A 16,677-nucleotide genomic window follows, 5' to 3' on the forward strand; every position below is an offset into this window, starting at 1 on the left:
TTCGTGCGTATCGGTTAGTTCCACTCGCACTTTCCATTATTTTATATTGCCTGGTTATTGTTAACGGAGAATACTGCCAGACAATTCAGATAACGAACTGCCCCTCACTTATAATTTATACAAAGAACTGATGAATAAGGAATATTCATATGGCTGGCTTAACTTACTTATTGCTCAATGGTAAAAGACAAGGCTTAATATCAGAAGGTTGCCTCACTCAGAACTCAGTCGGCAATAAGGCACTGATTGCACACCAGAACCAAATCTTTGTCTTTTCTCTCTCGCATAACCTTTCGCGGGAACAAAATGTTAGCCATCACAATCTCACTATTATTAAACCTGCCGATAAATCATCGCCGTTACTGGCAAATGCCATCTCAGAGAATGAATCATTGACCTGTGAGTTCGATTTTTATCGCACGGCTACAGCCGGATGCATGGAACGTTACTATAAAATCAAACTGACCGAGGCGCGAATAGCGGACCTGCACCTGCATATCCCCCATAACATTCATCACACTGGCGAAGAACCGCAGGAAAGCGTTTCCTTTTCTTATCAGTCAATCAGCTGGGAACATTGCATTGCCGGAACCAGCGCCTACAGCATCTGGGAAGACAGGGTTTTTTAACGTTTATCCTTCTGTATGGAGAAGTGTGTATGCCTGTTTTTAAAGGAAAGAACGCAACATGGGCGGATTCGGTTGGCGGCGTTTTACGCGGTGAGCAGCGGATTAACCAGCTGGTACCTGACCATCCGTATATCAACACGCTTGCGTATATGGAAGAACTGCTGGCGAAAAATACCCAGCACTACATGCTACTGACGCTTGGGGAAGTCAGAGGCATTCTGAGTGACCTCACGGGCACGGCGGATGATTTTTTCTCTTACAAGCTGGGCGGCGGCAACATTAAGGATATCTGGGACGGCAAAAACACTCTCGGTAATTTAACCACCTATCTTAACGAAGCGGATCAGCTGAAATTTAACCTAAAAGGACTCGGCATCAAGGCGGTCGCCTGCAAATATGGTGCTGAAACGTATATCAAAATCACCGGCTATCCCAGCGTGCGGCGTATTCTGAATGGCACCCGTTATAAGGCAACGAATCCACAATTACTTGAACTGGGGATCGGCTGGCGAGGCGCGGCACATACCGTCGTTAAAGGAATAAAATTCTGTGTTTACTTTTCACTGGCCTTTCGTGCAATAGAGCTCATATTTAAAAAAGAGTACACCCTCGTGGACTTCTTTGGTGATGTTATTATGGATACGGCGAAGACGTTAGTTTCTGCTGTGGTAGCCGGAGTTTCCGCAGGCTTATTGATTGCAGTATTACCAGTTGTAGTAACAATGATATTAGTAATCGCTATTGGCGTTGCTACCAATATAGGATTGAATGTTCTTGATAATCAATATCAATGGTCTACATCTCTGAAATCTAAAATTCTCGAAGCACTCATAGAGCAAGACAGGGTTTATAAATGGAACACAACGCACTCCTTTAATAAATACAATCCACTACATAATATACACAATTAAAAACCATGAAAAAAAATTATGAAAAAATACTAAGACAACTGCTTCTGCGTTTTGGATTGCTAGCATTAACTGTAATAATAAGTGTTTTAGCATGGTTTGCGCTTCACTTACCTTACCAAGATATTTTTTTATATTTTTATGGAAACGATTTTTTTTGGTACGATGGGAAGCGTGTAGCGCTTTTATCGATAGTTCCATTTTTCATATATATAATTTTTGTAGTGCTTATTGCAATTTTTTCTAAAACACACCGACAACCAAGAGCCCTTGACAACTTCAGTGTTGCTCTCGCCATTTCATCTATTTCATGTCTTGTATTTATGAACGTATTATCACTATTTTTCTATCTGTACATTACCGTCTTCACCCCATACAAATCTTGTGAAGACCCTAAACTCAAACACTACTTTGTCACTGATTACGCCATCTGCAATACAATTGTAAATAATGAGTTAAATTAATGACATCAAGATAACCAGATTTTGACAACCCGTCTCTTCATGATTTTTATGGAACCGGTTCGTCACACAAATATTAATCACATTAAGATGAAATGGCCCGATGTCGAATGATTTTGCCGCGCTGGCCCAGGATAGGGTGGCTTTGGACACACCAACACGGGAACAGCGGGGATGTGTTTGTATTCACCATTGTTATTTAGCGGAGTCATTAATAGATAACAGAGCATTTTGTTTATTCGTGCGCATTGATTAACTACACCCGAACTTTTCGTTATTTTATATTGCCTGTTTATTGTTAACGGAGAATACTGCCAGACAATTCAGATAACGAACCGCCCTTCACTTATAATTTATACAAAGAACTGATGAATAAGGATCATTCATATGGCTGGCTTAACTTACTTATTGCTCAATGGTAAAAGACAAGGCTTGATATTAAAATCTTGCCTCACTCAGAACTCAGTCGGCCATAAGGCTCTGGCTGCACACCTGCATATCCCCCATAACATTCATCACACTGGCGAAGAACCGCAGGAAAGCGTTTCCTTTTCTTATCAGTCAATCAGCTGGGAACATTGCATTGCCGGAACCAGCGCCTACAGCATCTGGGAAGACAGAGTTTTTTAACGTTTATCCTTCTGTATGGAGAAGTGTGTATGCCTGTTTTTAAAGGAAAGAACGCAACATGGGCGGATTCGGTTGGCGGCGTTTTACGCGGTGAGCAGCAGATTAACCAGCTGGTACCTGACCATCCGTATATCAACACGCTTGCGCATATGGAAGAACTGCTGGCGAAAAATACCCAGCACTACATGTTACTGACGCTTGGGGAAGCCAGAGGCATTCTGAGTGACCTCACGGGCACGGCGGATGATTTTTTCTCTTACAAGCTGGGCGGCGGCAACATTAAGGATATCTGGGACGGCAAAAACACTCTCGGTAATTTAACCACCTATCTTAACGAAGCGGATCAGCTGAAATTTAACCTAAAAGGGCTCGGCATCAAGGCGGTCGCCTGCAAATATGGTGCTGAAACGTATATCAAAGTCACCGGCTATCCCAGCCTACGGCGTATTCTGAATGGCACCCGTTATAAGGCAACGAATCCACAATTACTTGAACTGGGGATCGGCTGGCGAGGCGCGGCACATACCGTCGTTAAAGGAATAAAATTCTGCGTTTACTTTTCACTGGCCTTTCGTGCAATAGAGCTCATATTTAAAAAAGAGTACACCCTCGTGGACTTCTTTGGTGATGTTATTATGGATACGGCGAAGACGTTAGTTTCTACCGTTGTCGCAGTCGCGGTTGGTGGGGTAATATCGTTGTTATGCCCATTTGTAGTCCTTACAACTTTATTTGTCGTTTTAATCGGGGTAGGATTAAATATAGAATTAAACCAGTTAGACTCACAATACTACTGGTCAATTAAAGTGAAAAAATGGCTACGCGAGGCTTTTGAGGAAGAACAAAAAATTCGCAAATGGAACAATCAGCATGGCGGCCCTAAAAACTCTTTGTTTTATAGCATTCATAATTAGAGATAAAAATGAACATTAAACCCCTTTCTTGTTTTCAAAAATCATTACTGCCTGCTGCCAGGATTTTTTGCATACTATTTTGCAGCGCATTCACCTTCTTTATTCTTTGGTTACCTTATGACGATCTTTTACTTGTATTCACTAATAGCGAATACTTCTGGTTTGATGGCAGAAGTATTGCATTAGCTTCTACCTTTCCTTTGTTTATTTTTTTAATTGCCTATATATTAATCACAATATTTCCAGAGACTAAAAAACCATCTAAAAAATCGCATCAAAGAGTCGGTATTTTTACAATGGTGATATTTTTATTATTTATTACAATAAATGCAACCTCCTTACTTTTTTATCTTTACCTTGCGATATTCACACCATACAAAAACTGTGAAGACCCTAAACTCAAACATTACTTTGTCACTGATTACGCCATCTGCAAGACAATAGTAAACAATGAATTCAATTAATGATCCTGAAAAAAACCAGATTCTGACTACCTGTTCTGCTTAAGCCCCCCATCAGGCAATCACCCTGTTATCCACAAAACCCCTGCTCACTAAAATCAGATCAAGCTCACGAAAACAAAATAGATCCTCTCATTCTCTTGTTTCACCACCACGATATCTTCATGATTTTGTGGAACCGGTTTCCTACACAAATTTTAATCACAATAAGATGGAATGATCCGATGTCGAAAAATTATGCCGCGCTGGCCCGGGATGTGGTGACAGCCCTGGGCGGTGCCGACAACATCACCGCCGCGACCCACTGCATGACGCGACTGCGTTTTGTGCTTAACGATCCGACGCTGGCCGATGCCGCTACGCTTAAATCCCTCAAAGGCGTGCTTGGCGTGGTACGCAGCGATAATCAGTGCCAGGTTATCATCGGCAACACCGTTTCGCAGGCCTACAAAGAGGTCGTCTGCTTGCTGCCGGACAACCTGCAGCCCGCGGTAGACACGGGTCCGCAGAAGCTGACGCTACGTCGGATCGGCGCGGGCATTCTGGATGCGCTGATCGGCACCATGTCCCCGCTGATCCCGGCGATCATTGGCGGTTCGATGGTGAAACTGCTGGCGATGGTGCTGGAGATGTCCGGCGTGCTGAGCAAAGGTGCGCCAACCCTGACCATTCTGACGGTTATTGGCGATGGCGCGTTCTTCTTCCTGCCGTTGATGGTTGCCGCCTCTGCGGCGGTGAAATTCAAAACCAATATGTCGCTAGCGATTGCGATTGCGGGCGTGCTGGTGCACCCGAGCTTTATCGAACTGATGGCCAAAGCCGCGCAGGGTGAACACGTTGAGTTCGCATTGATTCCGGTGACGGCGGTGAAATATACCTATACGGTTATCCCGGCGCTGGTGATGACCTGGTGTCTGTCATACATCGAGCGCTGGGTCGACAAAATCACCCCGGCGGTAACCAAAAACTTCCTTAAGCCGATGCTGATTGTGCTGATTGCCGCCCCGCTGGCTATTCTGTTGATTGGCCCGATTGGGATCTGGATTGGCAGCGGGATCTCCGCGCTGGTGTACACCGTCCACGGTTATCTGGGCTGGCTGTCGGTGGCGATTATGGGCGCACTGTGGCCGCTGCTGGTGATGACCGGGATGCACCGCGTGTTTACCCCGACCATTATTCAAACTATCGCCACGACCGGCAAAGAAGCGATGGTGATGCCGTCTGAAATTGGCGCCAACCTGTCGCTCGGCGGTTCGTCGCTGGCGGTAGCATGGAAAACTAAAAACCCGGAACTGCGCCAGACGGCGCTGGCTGCGGCAGCATCGGCCATTCTGGCGGGTATTTCTGAACCAGCGCTGTACGGGGTGGCGATTCGCCTGAAACGCCCACTGATTGCGAGCCTGATTAGCGGTTTTATCTGCGGCGCAATCGCCGGTATCGCCGGGCTGGCAAGCCATTCCATGGCCGCACCTGGGCTATTTACCAGCGTTCAGTTCTTTGACCCTGCCAATCCGATGACCATCGTCTGGGTATTTGGCGTGATGGCGCTGGCCGTGGTGCTCTCCTTCGTGCTGACGCTGCTGCTCGGCTTTGAAGATATTCCGGTGGAGGAGACCTCTGCTGTTGATGGCGCGGAACACGCCCGTAAAGCACAGGGCATCTCCGTCACTGAACAACCCTTACAAGCGAGGTAACGCATGTTTCCTAATGGATTTTTATGGGGCGGCGCACTGGCCGCTAACCAGTCTGAAGGCGCGTATCTGGAGGGCGGCAAGGGTCTGAGCACCGTCGACACCATCCCACACGGCACGAACCGGATGCCGGTTAAACTCGGCCAGGAAAAGCGTTTTACCCTGCGCGAGGATGAGTACTACCCCAGTCATCAGGCGATTGATTTCTATCATCGCTATAAAGAAGACATCGCGCTGATGGCTGAAATGGGCTTCACCGTGTTTCGGACCTCGATTGCCTGGGCGCGTCTGTACCCGAACGGCGATGAGCTAACGCCGAACGCGGAAGGCATCGCGTTTTATCGTGACCTGTTTGCCGAGTGCAAAAAGTACAATATCGAACCGCTGGTGACGCTATGTCATTTCGACGTGCCGATGCACCTGGTGGTGGAATACGGCTCGTGGCGCAACCGTAAAATGGTGGAGTTCTTCACCCGCTACGCCCGGACGTGTTTTGAAGCCTTTGATGGGCTGGTGAAATACTGGCTGACCTTCAATGAAATTAACATCATGCTGCACAGCCCGTATTCCGGGGCCGGGCTGGTGTTTGAAGAAGGTGAAAACCAGGAGCAGGTGAAGTATCAGGCCGCGCACCATGAGCTGATTGCCAGCGCCATGGCGACCCAAATCGCTCATGAGGTCAACCCGCAGAACCAGGTCGGATGTATGCTGGCGGGCGGCAACTTCTATCCTTATTCCTGCAAGCCGGAAGACGTGTGGATGGCGCTGGAAAAAGACCGTGAAAACCTGTTCTTCATCGACGTGCAGGCGCGTGGGGCTTATCCGGCCTACTCTGCCCGCGTGTTCCGCGAAAAAGGCGTAACCATCGAAAAAGCGCCTGGCGATGATGAGATCTTAAAGCATACCGTCGATTTCGTGTCGTTCAGCTACTACGCCTCCCGCTGCGCATCGGCGGATATGAACAGCAATAACACCAACGCGGCCAACATCGTCAAATCGCTGAAAAACCCGCACATCAAGGCCAGCGAATGGGGTTGGGGTATTGACCCGCTGGGGCTGCGCATCACCATGAACATGATGTATGACCGCTATCAGAAACCGCTGTTCCTCGTGGAAAACGGTCTCGGGGCGAAAGACGTGGTAGAAGCCAACGGCGAAATCAATGACGACTACCGCATCAGCTATTTGCGCGAGCATATCCAGGCGATGGGCGACGCCATTGACGACGGCATTCCAGTGATGGGTTACACCACCTGGGGCTGCATCGACCTGGTGGCAGCGTCCACCGGTGAGATGAGCAAACGCTACGGCTTTGTATACGTCGACCGCGACGACTCAGGCCACGGCACCCTGGCGCGTTCGCGCAAGAAATCGTTCTGGTGGTATAAAAAGGTGATTGCCAGCAACGGAGAAGATTTGGTGTAAGACTCTTGCCCGGTGGCGCTAACGCTTACCGGGCCTACGCCCATCGGGTATTTCCCTACAAGCGCTCAAACCCGCCGTCGCCCACCCAGCCTTCCAGCCGCTGATATACCGTCTCCGTCGCCGCTTTCACCTTCTCGGTCATCGGATAATAGAAGCCAACAATATCCGGCTGAATGCCAAGGAAAGTCACTTCACCCGCATCCTCTTTCAACTGATCGATCAGGTAGTTGAGCGGCATGTTGTGCGTGGTCATCAGGAACATTTCGGCAATATCATCGGGATCGACAATTCTGATATCGCCCGGCTCCAGCCCCATCTCAGTGGCATCGACAATCAGCAAACGCTGCGGATGCATCTCCCGGATGGCCGCGACTTCTCGTTCCGGTGCGCTGCCGCCGTCGAGCACCAGCCAATCCCCTTTCGGCGCTGCGGCGCACATTTCCGCCAGCAGCGGCCCCGCGCCGTCGTCGCCCATCATGCTGTTACCGACACACAGTAATACGTTGGACACGTTTTTCTCCCAATAAAGTTGGCCTGAATGAGCAAACTACCCATTGATATCAACGAATGATCCTAAGGGGGTATCTTATATTGCACGCAGCCCGCAAATACTGATCTCAAATAGCATTGCAGATGCAACCCGCCGCGCTGCAATTTCTCGAAAACAGGCTAACGCGATGAATGATGTAAAGAAGTTGAGTGGCAAGAAAATAAGAACCATTCCCATTACAAATACGGAGTGGAATAATCAATTGATAGCCATGATCAATTCTGGGGTCGAACCTGAATTACTCGAATTCTTTCATCAGTTAAAGGACGAACGTGATGAATACCGAATTTTGGTGGATATCACTAACTCGGTGCTGGCGCATCTCGACAGAGAGGGCCTGGTCAACGCCATCGCCCAGGACATCCATCGCTTCTTCGCCATTCCCTGCGTGTCGATAGCCTTTTTCGACAGCGAAACGTCTGAGGCCTTCCCGGTAACCGCCTGCGGCTGGCATGACGACAACTGCCACTATTGCCAACAAAAAACCTATCCTCTGGCACAAAGTGTGGTCAAAGGCGTGCTGGATAACGGGCAGCCTCAGGCCGTCGCGTTGCATGACAATCTGTGCGATCCGCTGTTGCAGGATTTATTTGCTGCCAACATGCAGGCCGCCCTGCTGTTGCCGTTAACCTTTAATGCGCACTCACCGGGAATATTAATTCTGGCCCATACCGATGCCAGCGCCTTTACCCCGGCGGTGTGCTCATTATTGGGGCAAATTGCGTCGCGCATCAGCATCGCGGTGGATAACGCTAACGCGTGGAATGAAATAACCCGGCTAAAAGATTCGTTAAAGCAGGAAAATATCTGGCTTAACGAGCAAATACAAAATGTCGAAAGCCTGAACGACATTATTTTCCAGAGCACGGCGATGAAGAACCTGCTGCGTCAGGTGGAAATGGTCGCCATGAGTGACAGCACGGTACTGCTGCTGGGGGAAACGGGGACCGGTAAGGAATTGATTGCTCGCGCTATTCACAAGCTGAGCCAGCGCGCCAGCCATTCGCTGGTCAAAATGAACTGCGCCGCTATTCCGGCGAGCCTGTTGGAAAGCGACCTGTTCGGCCATGAAAAGGGAGCGTTTACCGGGGCCACCAGCACCCACATCGGGCGCTTTGAAATGGCCGACGGTGGCACCCTGTTCCTCGACGAAATCGGCGATATGCCGCTGGAACTGCAGCCCAAACTGCTGCGCGTGTTGCAGGAGCGCGAAGTCGAGCGCCTCGGCGGCAGTAAGGTTATTCCGGTGAACGTCAGGATGATTGCCGCCACCAACCGCGATTTGCATCAGATGGTGCAGGACCGCGCCTTTCGTAGCGATCTGTTTTATCGCCTGAACGTGTTCCCGATTGTGATCCCGCCGCTACGCGAACGTCCGGAAGACATTCCGCTGCTCGCGACGTGGTTTACGCAGAAGCTGGCGGCGCGCATGAACAAAACCATCGACACCATTCCCACCGCCTCGTTGCAGGCGCTGTGTCAGTATCCGTGGCCGGGTAACGTACGTGAACTGCAAAACGTGATTGAACGCGCGGTGATCCTCACCCAGGGCAATACGCTGAATCTGCAACTTAACGATCTGAAAATACCTTCGTCGCCTAACCAGACGCCACGTGTGCAGCCCGCCGCAATGAAGCTGCCACCGATGTTCAATCCGCAGGTTCCGGAAAATGATGAAGGTGAACGGGAAAGGATCGTGCAGGCACTGCGGGAAACCAATGGGATTGTGGCGGGACCAAAAGGGGCGGCGCAAAAACTGGGTCTGAAAAGAACGACGCTGCTTTCGCGTATGCAGCGTCTGGGGATCAACACGCGGGATCTGTGACAGCCTCCCGCGCAAGGATTATGCCCGCTGGCGTTTGACGATCAGGTAGATAGCCGGTTCACGTTCGATCTCAGCCAGCAGTTCGATCAGCCGCAGACTCCAGCTTTTATAGGGCTCATCACCCTGACGGCTCAGCGCCGACAGGGCGTTCGCCAGCAGCGAGGTGTGGGTCGAATCAATGGTTATCTCCCCGAAGGTCAGCAACCCCCGCAGCTTGCGGCGGGCATCACCCGCCGGGAGCAATTTCAGCCATTCGGTATACCCCTCCAGCGGGCATTCCAGCTCGGTTTTCAGGCAGTCGATCATCCCGACGTGATGACCAATCGCCAGCGAGTAATACATCACCTGCTGGCTTTCCGCAGGCATGTCATCATCGCTGTCGACGAACTTTTGTCGTAGCGACCAGAAGGTCACTTTTCCGTTTTCGCTCACGCCGTCACCTCCCCGGCAATCACCGCCATCAGCGCATGAACAATCTCCGCCAGACGCGGATCGTTCTCTTTGCGCAGCCAGGCTTCAACGTCGTGCGCCGCCTGCGACGGCTGCTTGTGCTGAATCATCGACAGCAGATGTATACTGATATCCCCGCCCTGCCGATAACCCGCCATCCGGCGGGCTTCGCGTTCAACCGCCACCCGCAGCGTCAGCGGCACGTCAGGCAGAATCATTGCCGGTTTTTCGCCTTCACCCTGCACGTGCTCAATGCCTTTCAGTTTTTGATCGAGCAAACCCAGCGCCACGGCAAAACCGTGGATCGTCGCCGCAGGCGTTGGCGGACAGCCGGGGATCCATACGTCGACCGGCACGATGGTGTCGCTCCCGCCCCACACGCAGTAAAGATCATGGAAAATTCCCCCGCCCACGCCGCATGCGCCGTAGGAGATACAGATTTTCGGATCCGGGGCGGACTCATACGCCCGCAGCGCCGGGACGCGCATCGCACGCGTGACCGCTCCGGTAAACAACAAAATATCGGCGTGACGCGGTGAGGCAACGACTTTAATGCCGAAGCGCTCAGCATCAAACACCGGGGTAATGGCCGAGAAAATTTCGATTTCGCAGCCGTTGCAGCCCCCGCAATCCACCCGATACACATACGCCGAACGCTTAATGTCTTTCAACAGCGTTTGTTTCATACGCGCCGCGTCGTCTACCAGGGTTATCGGCTGGCTGGCGTGATGATTAAACTCGCTCATGGGGCTCCTCCGCGGCGGATAAACTGAAGATGCGTGCATCATGCTGGCCCAGCGTCTGCTGGCGTTTACACGCCGGACAGGTCGTAAACTGCGACGCCATCCCGGCCAGTGCTTCATCGCTGACGCCCGACTGACGCAGCAGCTCTACCGCGTACTGCACCGATTTTTCCGGGGTAAACGGCAGCTGGCACAGGTCACAGTGTTGCAGGCGGAACACCGCCTTAACGTAGAGATCGGCTTTGTTGGTCACCGCCAGCTCAAAATCATTGGTCAGGCGAATGGCCTTCGTCGGGCAAACCTCTTCGCAGCGGCCACAAAAAATGCAGCGCCCGATGAACAATTGCCAACGTCGCTCGTTGCTTTCCGGATGGGTTTCCATGGTCAGCGCGTTGGCCGGGCAAGCCATGGTGCACGCCGCACAGGCGATACACTGCTGCGGGTTAAGCTCCGGTCTGCCCCGAAAATCGGGGCTAATCTCCAGCGGTTGAAACGGGTATTTGACCGTCGGTTCGCCCGCTTTCAGGATAGTTTTAAACAGTTTTAGCATCGTTTAATCCTTACTTGAGCGGCGAGTGCTTACGCTCAATGCTATAGCGTTCAATCTCTTTGTACGGCACGGTGGTGGACTTGCGTTTGCGGACATCCACCAGCGTGACGCGGTCGGTGCAGGAGTAGCACGGATCGAGGCTACCGATAATCAGCGGTGCGTCGGAAATGGTGTTGCCACGCAGCATGTAGCGCAGCACTGGCCAGTTGGCGTAAGTCGCCGCGCGACAGCGCCAGCGGAACAGCTTCTGATTGTCGCCGAGCATGCTCCAGTGGACGTCTTCCCCGCGCGGGGCTTCAACGTAGCCGAGCGCAAATTTGTGGGGTTGATAGGTAAAGCCTTCGGTTAGCAGCGGGCCGTCGCCCATGGTATCGAGCGCATATTCAATCATCGCCAGCGAGTCGAAGGTTTCTTTCACACGCACCATCACGCGGGAGAACACGTCGCCGCCGTCATAGGCGAACAGGGTTTTTGGCAGGTTGCCGTAGTCCGAATACGGATGGTCGAAACGCATGTCGCGCTTGAAGCCGCTGCCGCGGATCAGCGGCCCAACCGGGCTGTAATCGCGGGCCACCTTGCGGTCGAGAATACCCACCCCCTGAGTACGCTGACCGATGTTCGGCGTAGACATCAGCATGTCCACCAGTTCGGTCACTTCCGCGCGCATTTCGCGCACCAGTTGGATCGTTTTAATCCGCTGCTCTTTGAGGATATCGCGGCGGATCCCGCCGATCAGGTTCAGGCCATACGTTTTACGCGAGCCGGTGAGCATTTCCGCCATCATCATCGATTTTTCACGCACCCGGAAAAACTGCATGAAGCCGGTATCGAAGCCGATAAAGTGGCTCGACAGCCCGATGTTGAGCAAATGGCTGTGCAGGCGTTCAACTTCCAGCAGCACCGAGCGGATGGTGTGCGCCCGCTGGGGCACCACGATACCCAGCGCGTTTTCCACCGAAGTGGTGTAGGCCACGCTATGCGCAAACCCGCAGATACCGCACACGCGGTCAGACAGGAAGGTCACTTCGTTATAACCCATGCGGGTTTCAGCCAGTTTCTCCATCCCGCGATGGACGTAGAACAGACGGTAATCGGCATCGACAATGGTCTCGCCGTCGACAAACAAACGGAAATGTCCCGGTTCATCAGAGGTGATGTGCATCGGGCCAATCGGCACCACGCGCGCCTTGCTGTCGCCGTCGTTGATGAACGGGTAAGTTTCCGTTTCGGTGGTCGGGGCCGGGCGCTGGCGATAGTCCATTGCGTCTTTGCGCAGTGGATACATGTCGTCCGGCCAGTCATCCGGCAGCACCAGACGACGTTCGTCCGGCAGGCCAATCGGCTTCAGACCGTACATGTCACGGATCTCACGCTCGCCCCATACCGCCGCCGGGACGCGCGGAGTCACGGACGGGAACTCAAGCGAGTGATCGACCAGGCCTTTCACCACCACCCAGCACTTCTCGCCCTCTTCCATCGACATCGCGTAGTAGACCGCGAAATGGCCGTTGAGCGAGCGCTCATCGTTACCAAACAGCACCGGTAACCAGCCGCCGCAGCCGTAATAGAGAAACTCAACAATCTCCGGCAGTTGGTTGATTTTGACGGTGATGGTCACCTGATCGTTGGTCTGACGCTCTTCATCCAGCACCGCGCCGGGGAATTTCTCCCGCAGCAACGCCAGATAGCCCAAACCGCGTACATCGCCCTGCGCGAGGCCGTTCATATATTGTTGATAACTCACTTCGTTTCTCCAGCGCACTCGCGGGTGCAAAGACTGTGGTTAGCGGCAGCGGCGGGTTTGTTCGCCCACGGCCACGCAAATTCCTGTTGGGGAGACTGATGCATCACAATCGACGCGGCATTTTCCAGCAGACGGCTCACCGGCTGTGGAATGTGGGTGCCCATCACCAGCATCAGGATCAGCAAAATCGCCATCGGCAGCGTGGTCAGCCAACCCAGCTCGCCCCGGCTGGTCGCCGGTGGCGCATCGCCAAACAGCAGGCACGCTACCATTCGCACCAGGCCGCCGAGCACCACGGTTAACAGCAGCAGCAGGCCGATAGTCAGCCAGAGGTGTCCGGCGGCGAGGCCCGCCGTCACCACCATAAATTCACTGAGGAACACGTTGAACGGCGGCATCCCGCCCAGCGCCAGCGCGCCTGCGGCCAGCAATACCGCGCTGAACGGCATCAGTTTGAGCATCCCTCGCACGACGCCGAGATCGCGGGTGCCGTACTTCAGCAACACGTTGCCAGAACCGCAGAACAGCAGTGTTTTCGCGAGGCTATGGTTGAGGGTGTGCAGCAGCGCGGCCAGCACCCCAAGCGGGCCGCCGATGCCCAGCGCCACGGCAATCAGCCCCATGTTTTCCACGGAGGAGTAGGCCAGCAGACGTTTAACATCCTGTTGAACCAGAATGAAGAACGCCGCCACCGCCACCGACAGCAGGCCGAACACCACCAGCAGCGTATTCGGGAATGACGAGCCAATGGTCTGGGTGATGATGATGTGGAAGCGGATAATCACCAGCAGCGCACAGTTAAGCAGCACCGCAGAGAGCAAGGCGCTGGTCGGGCTTGGCGCTTCACTGTGCGCATCCGGCAGCCAGGCGTGCATCGGGAACAGCCCGGTTTTGGTGCCGAAGCCAATCAGCACAAACACAAACGCCAGATGCATCAGGGTCGGATCGAGCTGATCTGCATGTTTGAGCACTTCGCTCCAGAAGATGGCGTTGTGCGCGTCAGGCATAAAGCTCGCAGCGTTGGCGTACACCAGAATGGTGCCGAACAGGCCGAACGCCACGCCGACGGTACAGATGATGATGTACTTCCACGCCGCTTCCAGGGACGAACGCTGACCGTAAATTCCCACCAGGAAGGCGGAACTGAGGGTGGTGGCTTCAATCGCCGCCCACATGACAATCAGGTTGTTGCTGGTCACCACCAGCATCATGGTGAACAGAAACAGGTGGAAGAAACCGTAGTAGTTACACAGCGTGGTAACGGAAATCTCGCCTTCGTCGACCTCATGGCGCATGTAGCCGATGGAGTAGAGTCCGGTAAGGAAACCGATAATGCCGAGGAGCGCCAAAAACAGCGCGCTCAGGCTGTCGAGATGCAGCCACAGATTGGTGGAGAACAGCTCGCCCTGAAGATAAACCTGACCGACGGCGTACAGCGTTACCGCCAGCAGAACAAGAATGCCGACGCCGTGCAGCAGCGTGACCGCCACGCGGGCCTGCGCACCCAAACGCTGACAGGCAAACGCCAGCAGCGCGAACAGCAGCGGCGTCACGAGTAACAGGGTGAAAATTGCAGAATGACTCATTGTGTTATCCCTTCAGCGCCGTCAGTTGATTGACATCGAGCGTGCCGAGCGTGCGCCAGATTTTTCTCACCATCAGCACCATGACAATCACCGCGAAAATGGCGTCGGTCGCGATGCCAATTTCCACCAGCTCCGGCGCTTTATTGGCTAACAGCGCCAGCACCAGATGCGATCCGTTTTCCATCAGGCAGTAGCCAAACACCTGCTTGAGAATGTTGCGCTGGGTGACGATGCACAGCAGACCCAACAGGAAGTGGCCGAGCGCCACCGCCAGGGCGGGTTTCAGTTCCTGCAATAGCGGAAGCTCTACCGGACGCACCACCAGCCAGCACAGCACCACAATCACCGCCGCGGCAATCATCAGCAGTACCGGGCTAATCAGGCTGACATCGGCGGCCGGATCGGCAAGCTTGCGCAGCGCAAAGCCCATAATCAGCGGCACCAGGATAACTTTGGTCAGCAACGCGCTGAAGGACCACATCAGCAGTTGTTCGGAATCGAGCGTGCGTGAGAGGGTGAAGAAAATCAGCACCAGTACCAGCGACTGTAACGCATAGCACCAGCAGGCCCCGCGCGGATGTTTCGCGCCAATCACCAGCAGCGACGTCACCATCATCAGCCCGGCGAGATTATTTACGAGTAAGGCTCCGGTCATCGTCGTCTCCTTAATTAAGCCACATCGCGGCAATCACGCTGGAACACAGCGACATCACCACCAGCACGACTAACACGGCCCGCATCGCCAACGGCAGCGGGGTCATTTGCGCCACTTCCGGGCTCGGCTCTCCAGGCACCACGCGCCCGAACCAGTAGATAAGCCAGGCGAAGCTGGCCACGGATTCCACCAGCGCCAGCACCATCACCGGGATAAGTTCCCAGTGTTCGGCTGAGAGGGTGAACCCGGCGGCAAACACGGGGAATTTGCTGAAGAAGCCGTTGAAAGGCGGCACCCCGGCAATCGCCAGCGCCGCTACGCAGAAGCCGATCCCAAGCAGTGGTGATTTGCTCATCACCCCGCGCAGTTTCGGCAACAGGCGAGTACCACAGCTGTAGCTGAACGCCCCCGCCACCAGGAAGAACAGACTCTTCGCGAAGGCATGGTTGAAGATGTAGGCAATCCCGCCGTCGAGCGCCTGCTTCGAGCCCAGCGCCGCCATCGACAGAGCGAGGAACATCCACGCCAGCTGCGTGATGGTCGACCACGCCAGCAGCCGCTTCATGTCTTTTTGCGGTAGATACATCATGAAACCGTAAATCATGGTGATGGTGGCCATCACGATACCCACCCAGCCAATGGCATGCGGCACGTTGCCGCCTTCCAGGATGGCGCGAGCGAAGATGTAGACGCCCACTTTCACCATCGAGGCAGCATGTAAGTAAGCGCTAACTGGGGTTGGGGCTTCCATCGCATCCGGCAGCCAGGCCTGCATGGGTAGCTGGGCAGATTTCCCCCAGGCCGCGAACAGGATGCCGCCATAAACGATATAGCTCGCCGTCCCCTGTAGCTGGCTCAACGCACTCAGCGCGAAGGTGCCGGTATTGAGGAACAGCGTCGCGGCCGCGAGGTATAACCCCAGCGAGGCGACGTGGGTAATCAGCAGCGCTTTCATGGCTGAACGCTGTGATTTTTGCGTCTGGTAATAGCCAATCAGCGCCCAGGAACAGCCCCCGGTAATTTCGAAGAACAGCAGTTGACCGAGCAAGGTTGAAGAGAGCACCAGCCCGGCCATTGCACCGATAAAAATCAGCAGAAAAGCGTAGTACCGGTTGCCGCCATCGTGCGGATGCTCTCGGTTGCCACGGGTCAGATAACCGGTGGAATAGAGGCTCACCAGCAGGCCGAGGAACACCACCGCAAAGGCAATCAGGGTGCTGATTCTGTCCACTGTGAAGCCGAACAGGGCGACACCGTGATAGCTCACCAGCGTGTAGGTCGCATCGACCTTGCCAGCGGCCAGAAACTGCCAGCCCAGAATCACCGTGCCGAGCGTCGCAATCAGGGCGAAGAAAGAACAAAGGTGTTTCGCCCGCGTCTTCGGTGCACAGGCCGTCAGCAGCGCGCCGATAAACGGCACCAGCAGGGTCGTCAGCGCTATTTTTTCCATCATTT

At 53.5% G+C, this 16,677-nt stretch carries 15 protein-coding genes and 1 pseudogene; 8 read left to right on the forward strand and 8 right to left on the reverse strand.

Annotated elements, in window-relative coordinates:
• The first annotated feature begins 149 nt into the window (after positions 1–149).
• The 7 genes and pseudogenes from ACG0Z5_RS04670 to ACG0Z5_RS04700 all read left to right on the forward strand — a co-directional run bounded on the left by ACG0Z5_RS04670 (position 150) and on the right by ACG0Z5_RS04700 (position 7,119).
• The gene (locus ACG0Z5_RS04670; RefSeq protein WP_394445713.1) at positions 150–629 is read left to right on the forward strand and encodes an Hcp family type VI secretion system effector; all 480 of its coding nucleotides are present in this window, start codon (positions 150–152) and stop codon (positions 627–629) included.
• Positions 630–658: 29 nt separating this feature from the next.
• Entirely contained in the window at positions 659–1,540 is an 882-nt protein-coding gene (locus tag ACG0Z5_RS04675; protein WP_394445715.1) for a hypothetical protein, read from the forward strand.
• 5 nt (positions 1,541–1,545) lie between these two features.
• Positions 1,546–2,001 (forward strand): hypothetical protein, encoded by a 456-nt coding sequence (locus ACG0Z5_RS04680; protein ID WP_394445717.1) that lies wholly within the window; start codon positions 1,546–1,548, stop codon positions 1,999–2,001.
• A gap of 528 nt (positions 2,002–2,529) precedes the next feature.
• Positions 2,530–2,628 (forward strand): annotated as a pseudogene (locus ACG0Z5_RS04685) (type VI secretion system tube protein Hcp); the annotation flags it as partial.
• 29 nt (positions 2,629–2,657) lie between these two features.
• Complete coding sequence (locus tag ACG0Z5_RS04690; protein WP_394445719.1) at positions 2,658–3,542, forward strand: hypothetical protein; 885 nt, start codon at positions 2,658–2,660, stop codon at positions 3,540–3,542.
• 685 nt (positions 3,543–4,227) lie between these two features.
• Entirely contained in the window at positions 4,228–5,697 is a 1,470-nt protein-coding gene (gene ascF, locus ACG0Z5_RS04695; protein ID WP_394445721.1) for a PTS cellobiose/arbutin/salicin transporter subunit IIBC, read from the forward strand.
• 3 nt (positions 5,698–5,700) lie between these two features.
• Positions 5,701–7,119 carry a 6-phospho-beta-glucosidase gene (locus ACG0Z5_RS04700; protein ID WP_394445723.1) on the forward strand — a complete coding sequence of 473 codons (1,419 nt, stop codon included), beginning with the start codon at positions 5,701–5,703 and terminating at the stop codon, positions 7,117–7,119.
• A 55-nt stretch (positions 7,120–7,174) separates the two neighbouring features.
• Here ACG0Z5_RS04700 and hycI read toward each other — a convergent pair whose 3' ends face one another.
• Positions 7,175–7,630: a hydrogenase maturation peptidase HycI gene (gene hycI / locus ACG0Z5_RS04705; protein WP_394445725.1), complete on the reverse strand. Its 456-nt coding sequence runs from the start codon at positions 7,628–7,630 to the stop codon at positions 7,175–7,177.
• Between the two features lie 250 nt (positions 7,631–7,880).
• On the opposite strand from hycI, the gene ACG0Z5_RS04710 reads away from it, so the two are divergent.
• Positions 7,881–9,494 carry a sigma 54-interacting transcriptional regulator gene (locus tag ACG0Z5_RS04710; protein WP_394445727.1) on the forward strand — a complete coding sequence of 538 codons (1,614 nt, stop codon included), beginning with the start codon at positions 7,881–7,883 and terminating at the stop codon, positions 9,492–9,494.
• A gap of 18 nt (positions 9,495–9,512) precedes the next feature.
• On the opposite strand, the gene ACG0Z5_RS04715 is transcribed toward ACG0Z5_RS04710, so the two are convergent.
• From ACG0Z5_RS04715 to ACG0Z5_RS04745, 7 genes are read right to left on the reverse strand one after another with little or no spacing between them, the layout of a single operon-like run.
• Positions 9,513–9,926, reverse strand: coding sequence for a formate hydrogenlyase maturation HycH family protein (locus ACG0Z5_RS04715; protein ID WP_394445729.1), 414 nt, complete (start codon positions 9,924–9,926; stop codon positions 9,513–9,515).
• Positions 9,923–10,690, reverse strand: coding sequence for an NADH-quinone oxidoreductase subunit B family protein (locus ACG0Z5_RS04720; RefSeq protein ID WP_394445731.1), 768 nt, complete (start codon positions 10,688–10,690; stop codon positions 9,923–9,925). The genes ACG0Z5_RS04715 and ACG0Z5_RS04720 overlap by 4 nt, the downstream gene beginning before the upstream one ends.
• The gene (gene hyfH / locus ACG0Z5_RS04725) at positions 10,677–11,237 is read right to left on the reverse strand and encodes a hydrogenase 4 subunit H (RefSeq protein ID WP_394445733.1); all 561 of its coding nucleotides are present in this window, start codon (positions 11,235–11,237) and stop codon (positions 10,677–10,679) included. The genes ACG0Z5_RS04720 and hyfH overlap by 14 nt, the downstream gene beginning before the upstream one ends.
• 10 nt (positions 11,238–11,247) lie before the next feature.
• The gene (locus tag ACG0Z5_RS04730) at positions 11,248–12,963 is read right to left on the reverse strand and encodes an NADH-quinone oxidoreductase subunit C (RefSeq protein ID WP_394445949.1); all 1,716 of its coding nucleotides are present in this window, start codon (positions 12,961–12,963) and stop codon (positions 11,248–11,250) included.
• Between the two features lie 14 nt (positions 12,964–12,977).
• Positions 12,978–14,567, reverse strand: coding sequence for a hydrogenase 4 subunit F (locus ACG0Z5_RS04735; protein WP_394445735.1), 1,590 nt, complete (start codon positions 14,565–14,567; stop codon positions 12,978–12,980).
• A gap of 4 nt (positions 14,568–14,571) precedes the next feature.
• Complete coding sequence (gene hyfE, locus ACG0Z5_RS04740; protein WP_394445737.1) at positions 14,572–15,222, reverse strand: hydrogenase 4 membrane subunit; 651 nt, start codon at positions 15,220–15,222, stop codon at positions 14,572–14,574.
• A 10-nt stretch (positions 15,223–15,232) separates the two neighbouring features.
• Positions 15,233–16,672, reverse strand: a complete 1,440-nt coding sequence (locus ACG0Z5_RS04745; protein WP_394445950.1) for a hydrogenase 4 subunit D — start codon at positions 16,670–16,672, stop codon at positions 15,233–15,235.
• Between the last annotated feature and the right edge of the window lie 5 nt (positions 16,673–16,677).

The sequence above is a fragment of the Scandinavium sp. M-37 genome (genome assembly GCF_043558715.1).
GTDB lineage: Bacteria > Pseudomonadota > Gammaproteobacteria > Enterobacterales > Enterobacteriaceae > Scandinavium > Scandinavium vulneris_A.